We start from the raw sequence: 5,555 nt of genomic DNA on the forward strand, positions 1-5,555 counted from the left end.
CGCGGGTGCCCGGTTCAAGAACGGCGTCCTGGTCGAGCGAGAGGGGGCAGCTGCGTGAGCGAGATCCCCGACCCTGGCACCTGTCGTAGCAGCGTAGAACTGCAGATCGCCCGGGTCATCGTCGTGTCCCTCGAACAGGCCACTGTCAATGTGCGCTGCCTGCGTGGACCAGTCCGTCGCGGTGCCCGCTTCAACTGCCTCCGCGGTTCAGTACAAGCACTCGACCTGACACTGACACAGGCCGTCGTCTACGGGCACCGAGTGACGGAACTCGACACAGGCCTCACCGCCTTCGTGACGCTCCGAGGAGAAGGCGTGCAGCACCTCATGACGGGCACCCTGGCCTCCGGATGGCAGGTCATCGAGGGCGCCAACCCGTTGCCCTAATACGAAAATCCCCGATCTGATGTCCGTTGCCGCAGCTCAGGCGGCCTCAACTGTCTGGAGGGTGACTTGGTAGCCAAGCTGGTTGAGCTGGCTCACCAGGCGTCGGGTCTGCCGGGCGCGGCCGGTGCGTTCCAGGAAGTACTGGCCGCCGAGGTCGGCGTACTCCACATCGTGGACGAGCATGTGCCACATCGCGATCAGGACGGAGTGTTCGACGGCGACCAGGGCGCGCTTCTTGCCGCGTCGGGCGGCCAGGCGTCGGTAGCGGGCGGCGAGGTAGGTGTTCTTGGTTCCGGCGGCGGAGACCGCGGTCTGGCCCAGGACGGCCTTCAGCCACGGGTTGCCGTGACGGGTCTTGCCGGTGTGCTGTCTGCCGGCGGACTCGTGGTTGCCGGGGCAGACCCCGGCCCAGGAGGCCAGGTGTTCCGCGCTGCCGAACCGGCTCATGTCCGCGCCGGTCTCGGCCAGGATGACCGGAGCGGTGCGCGGGCTCACGCCGGGGATCGTGGCCAGAAGGTCGAGCTGGCGGCGAAAGCGCGCAACTTGCTCCTCGATTCGCTCGGTCAGCCGGGCCTCAGTGGCCGTGCAGGCGTCGATCCGGTCCAGCATCGTGCGGGCGAGGAAGGCGTGGTGATCGCCGAAACGGCCGGTCAGCGCCTCGATGAGGACGGCGCGTTTGCCGCGCATGCTGCCCCGGGCCATCTCGGCCAGGGCCTGGGGATCGCGCAGGCCGGAGACGAGCGCCTCCAGCATGGCCCGGCCGGACACGCCGAGGATGTCGGAGACCACGGACGACAGCTTGATCCCGGCATCCTCCAGGAGCTTCTCCAGCCGCTGGGCTTCCCTGGTGCGTTCGCGGACGACCTCGGTGCGGTAGCGGGTCAGATCCCGCAGCTGCCGGATCGACTCGGGGAGCACGAACGAGGGGCGCACCAGGCCGTGTTCGACCAGCTCGGCGATCCACTCGGCGTCCTTGACGTCGGTCTTGCGGCCGGGCACGGCCTTCATGTGCCGGGCGTTGAGCAGCCAGCACTCGATGTCGTGCTCCAGCAGGTAGAACACGGGCTTCCAGTAGATGCCGGTGGCCTCCATCCCGACCAGGGTGACGCCCTCGGACAGGAGCCAGTCCCGCATCGCGAGCAGGTCCCGGGTCATGGTGGAGAAGGTGCGGGTCTCCTTGCGCCGGCGCTTGCCGGCGCCGGGCACACGGATCGTGACCTTCACGTCCGCCTTGCTGATGTCGATCCCCGCACAGCGTTCGTGCAGCACGTCCATTGCCCCGGCACCCCCTCCCGACGACAGCCGCGAGCACGCGACCGCCCGGCAGGGGTCCGGCAGGCGGAAGACTCTAATACGCGTGCTCGAGGCAACACTTCTGGGTGCCTGTCGATGGACCCCCAGCGTCCTACTAACCCTCGGGTTCGATCACGCCATTGGCGGTCGACGTCCGCCGGACGGCCACGCACCCGATTTTCACCCGCTCAGGGTGGCCCCGCCAGGGGCTCGGATTACTAACCCCAATGCCGCCGCCGCACCGACAGCCCGATCAGCACCGGGCGCCCACCGACGGCGACATCGGCCAGCGTACGGCCATAGCGACTGTGCACCCGCGCAGAACCACGACCGCAGTCCGGACACGCCACCGTCACCTCGCGAGTGCAGGCGCTGATGCGGACCACACCGCCCACCACCCACACTCGTTCCACCCGCACCGCATCAAGGTGCGGAGACATGATCGGTAAGAGGTCATCACACTCACCGACAGTGCCCTCGCCCGTGACGGAGCGTCACCGGCGCACGGTGGCACACTCCAGCTTCACGGAAATCTTGCCGGGGCCACGTTCAGGTGTACGCCGACACCCGACGACCTGCCGCGCGGCCCCCGCATATGCCGACGCCACCGGCTCACCCGCGGTCGACCCGTCGGTATCGACCGCGACCCCCGGTTTCTCCGAGGTCATGTCCGCCAGCACTTCGGCGACCGTCTCCCGGGCGATCCGCAGCCGTTCCAGACCCTCCCGGGCCGCGCTCAGCCGCACGGACACCTCGGCGAGCTCGGCTTCGAGCTCCTCCACCCGCGTCCGGGCAGCCGACTCGCGGGCTTCCAACTCCTCGAACAGCGAGCCCATCCACTGCTCCTCTCCCCGCTACCACGGTAGAGACGAGCAGACCGGAGCGGGAGTGGCTGTCCAAGAGGGCGACGGCTACGGGCGGATGACGATGGTGCTGAGCGTGGCGTCACCCCACACCGTGGTTTGCATCATCATCCGGCCGTCCAGGGATGCCATCGTGAACTCTGGAACGAAACGCTCAGTGAAGAGGGTCGCGAAGCCGCTCCGCAACAAGTCCACCTCACTCCCCACCAGGTCCCAATCTCGAGTAGTTGGACCCGGAGCCACACCTCGTAGGGCTCATCGTCTGTGTCTTCCCCGAGGCTTGCGCGGCCGACTGCGAGGAGGCACTCGCGCTTGCCGTCGAGGAGCCCGTACTCCGTGGCCATGCGGTGCCAGCCCGCGTTGACCTTGTCGACGAAGTCCGGAGCATGCAGGTCGGCGACCTCGTCCGGGTCTGAGTCGAAGCGGCCGTGCTCGGGCCGGGCGCTCGCAGGCGACACGAACTTCGGCAGAGGGGGCAGCCGGACATCCTGCTGGACCCGTTCGACGAGTCGAAGCGGCAGGTGCGAGCAAGTCACCTATTTCGGTGTCAGTCGGAATCACAGCAGCACAGTAACCGCAGGTCACACCGCCCACGCTGGATTTTCGGGGTGTTCCAGGAGACTCGACGCCTCCACCCCTTGATCACGAGCTTCACTCGAAACGAGCCGCACCCATCCACGAATGGCCCAAGACTTCCTGGATCGAGATGAGATCCAGGCCGTTCAAGTACAGCTCGGACGCGCAGAAGTGCCGAAGGACGTGCGGGGTCAACTTGTCTGCCCAGCCCGGCAGATGGGCTGCCGCTGCATCGGCGAGGCCGGACCGGAGGGCATCGTCGCCAACGCGTCGCGGTGACCCGTCCGCGCTCTTGCGCTCGGAGGGGAAGAGCGGGGCGCCGGGGCGGGTGTGGTCGCCGCCGAACTGGCCCCAGACGTCCTCGATGAACCACCGTAGTGTCCGCCCCGCGTTGTTGATCAAGGGCACCATGCGCTCGCGTGGGCCTGAGCCCCGCGAGCCCTTGCCATAGCGGACATGCAGTTTGCCGAATCTTCCGAGATCCCACTTGATGTCGTCCAGGTCGAGGCTTCGGGCCTCGTTGACCCGCAGTCCGACCTCGGCCATCAGCTTGGCGGCCGCGTAATTGCGGGCTGTGGGACCGAACTTGCGGCACGTCGCCAACTCGCCGCCCCAGCCGGTGAACAACGCGGCGACTTCGCCGGTGTTCGGCGGAATCCGAAGCTGAGCGTCCTTGCTCCCGCGCGGCCGGTTCATCTCGTCGATCGGGCACTCGACCACTCGGCCGGTCATCTGGTGGATCTCGATCTTGTGCCGCAATTCCAGGAACGCGAAGTACGTGGTCAGGGCCTGGGACCGGGCCAGACGAGTCCCGCTGGGCGAACCCCGCAGTACCTTGCCGAAGTAGGCATCTGCGTCCTTCGGTTCCATGTCCCACAGCGGTCGGCCGAACCAGGTCCGCACCTGTTCCAGGTTGCCGACGTCGCCGCGGATGGTGCTGTCCGCCAGGCCAGCGGACGCCCGCGCCAGCACGAACCCGGCCAACACGTCGGTCTCGAACCGCGTCAGTTCCTCGGCCGAGGCCGGTGCCCGATGTTCACGCAGGTCCCGTACGACCGCCAGCGACGCCAACCCGAGCCCCCTCGTCTTCGACCAGGCCGAGGCTCGGCCGGACAAGATGAGAACGCTTCAAGAATCCCGAAGTTACGTCACCGAACCACAGAGCGCCCGAAGGAGGAAGAACCCCCTGGCCACGGGGCCAGGGACCCAGCGGGGCTCAGGGGAACCCGCGGGATGTCGCATATCACGGATGCCGAGACCGGCCGGCGCGTCGCGGTCCTGCCCGACCGCGAGGCGGCCACCCTGGAGTCCTGGCTGCGGACACATCCTGGTGTCGAGATCGTGTGCCGGGACGGCTCAGCCACCTATGCCGAGGCCGTCCGCCGAGCCCTGCCCGACGCGGTGCAGGTCAGCGACCGATGGCACCTCTGGCGAAATCTCTGCGACAAAGTCCAGCTCGAAGTCCGCGCCCACGCCGGATGCTGGGCCACCATCAACCCGCCCCGCCCCGGCGGAGTACGCGAGCAGACCACACGCGAACGCTGGAACAAGATCCATGATCTCCTCGGCCAGGGCGTCGGCCTGCTCGACTGCTCCCGCCGCCTGGGCCTGGCCCCTAACACCGTCAAACGCTACGCCCGCATGCCCGAACCCCAGGCCCTGCGCATCGCCCCCGCCTACCGGCCCACCCTTGTCGACCCCTACCGCGAGCACCTGCGCCAGCGCCGTGCCAAAGATCCCGCCGTCCCGGTCACCCACCTTCTCGAAGAGATCCGGGAGTTGGGCTACACCGGCAGCGCCAACTTGCTGGTCCGCTACCTCAACCAGGGCCGCGCCGAAGGCGACCGCCCCGTCACCACCCCACGTCACGCCAGCCGCCTCCTGCTCACCGACCCCGAAAACCTGCGCCCGAAGGAAACGACCCTGCTGGAGAAGATCGCTGCGGCCTGCCCGGAGATGACCGCACTCGCCGATCTCGTACGCGGCTTCGCCACCCTGCTGAAACCAGCCGAGGGCAACGACGTGAAACTCACCGCGTGGATCACGGCCGCCCGGGCCATCGACCTGCCTCACCTGCGCAGCTTCACCAACGGTCTCGAAATCGACCGGTCAGCCGTGAACGCCGGCCTCACCTTGCCCTATCACAACGGTCGCACCGAAGGCGTCAACACCCGCACCAAGAGGATCATGAGGCAGATGCACGGACGTGCCGGATTCGACCTCCTCCGCCACCGCATCCTTCTGCCCTGACCACCACTCGGCGTCACCACCGACTACGGGCCAGAGCCGCGAACGGCCCTGCCTCACATTCAGTGGTAACTGAAAGTCACGGGAAGAACACCTAGTAGCGTGTCGCTGCTTAGTTCTGGGTTGTTTAGTCGGGAGGCTGGTGTGTGGCAGATCCTTCTTCCGTTCTGCCGGACAGGGCTGGTGCGA

The 5,555-nt window shown here is 67.6% G+C and carries 5 protein-coding genes and 2 pseudogenes; 3 read left to right on the forward strand and 4 right to left on the reverse strand.

Features of this window, described 5'->3' with window-relative positions; genetic code table 11:
• The first annotated feature begins 54 nt into the window (after nucleotides 1–54).
• On the forward strand, nucleotides 55–387 hold the full coding sequence (locus ABZ453_RS50280) for a hypothetical protein (protein WP_359026675.1): 333 nt from the start codon (nucleotides 55–57) through the stop codon (nucleotides 385–387).
• A gap of 36 nt (nucleotides 388–423) precedes the next feature.
• Here the strand turns inward: ABZ453_RS50280 and ABZ453_RS50285 are convergent, their stop codons facing one another.
• From ABZ453_RS50285 to ABZ453_RS50295, 3 genes and pseudogenes are all read right to left on the reverse strand, one after another.
• A complete protein-coding gene (locus ABZ453_RS50285; RefSeq protein ID WP_359026677.1) occupies nucleotides 424–1,662 on the reverse strand; it encodes an IS110 family transposase in 1,239 nt (412 codons plus the stop codon).
• 251 nt (nucleotides 1,663–1,913) lie between these two features.
• Nucleotides 1,914–2,120 (reverse strand): annotated as a pseudogene (locus ABZ453_RS50290) (transposase family protein); the annotation flags it as partial.
• A gap of 54 nt (nucleotides 2,121–2,174) precedes the next feature.
• A complete protein-coding gene (locus tag ABZ453_RS50295) occupies nucleotides 2,175–2,516 on the reverse strand; it encodes a hypothetical protein (RefSeq protein WP_359026679.1) in 342 nt (113 codons plus the stop codon).
• A gap of 254 nt (nucleotides 2,517–2,770) precedes the next feature.
• Here ABZ453_RS50295 and ABZ453_RS50300 point away from each other — a divergent pair, with 254 nt between their 5' ends.
• A complete protein-coding gene (locus ABZ453_RS50300) occupies nucleotides 2,771–2,959 on the forward strand; it encodes a hypothetical protein (RefSeq protein ID WP_359026681.1) in 189 nt (62 codons plus the stop codon).
• A gap of 235 nt (nucleotides 2,960–3,194) precedes the next feature.
• On the opposite strand, the gene ABZ453_RS50305 is transcribed toward ABZ453_RS50300, so the two are convergent.
• Nucleotides 3,195–4,190 carry a site-specific integrase gene (locus tag ABZ453_RS50305; protein ID WP_359026683.1) on the reverse strand — a complete coding sequence of 332 codons (996 nt, stop codon included), beginning with the start codon at nucleotides 4,188–4,190 and terminating at the stop codon, nucleotides 3,195–3,197.
• A 147-nt stretch (nucleotides 4,191–4,337) separates the two neighbouring features.
• Here ABZ453_RS50305 and ABZ453_RS50310 point away from each other — a divergent pair.
• Nucleotides 4,338–5,369 (forward strand): annotated as a pseudogene (locus ABZ453_RS50310) (ISL3 family transposase); the annotation flags it as partial.
• Nucleotides 5,370–5,555 lie beyond the last annotated feature (186 nt).

Source organism: Streptomyces sp. NPDC005799 (assembly GCF_040630525.1).
In the GTDB taxonomy this organism is placed as follows: Bacteria; Actinomycetota; Actinomycetes; order Streptomycetales; family Streptomycetaceae; genus Streptomyces; species Streptomyces griseorubiginosus_B.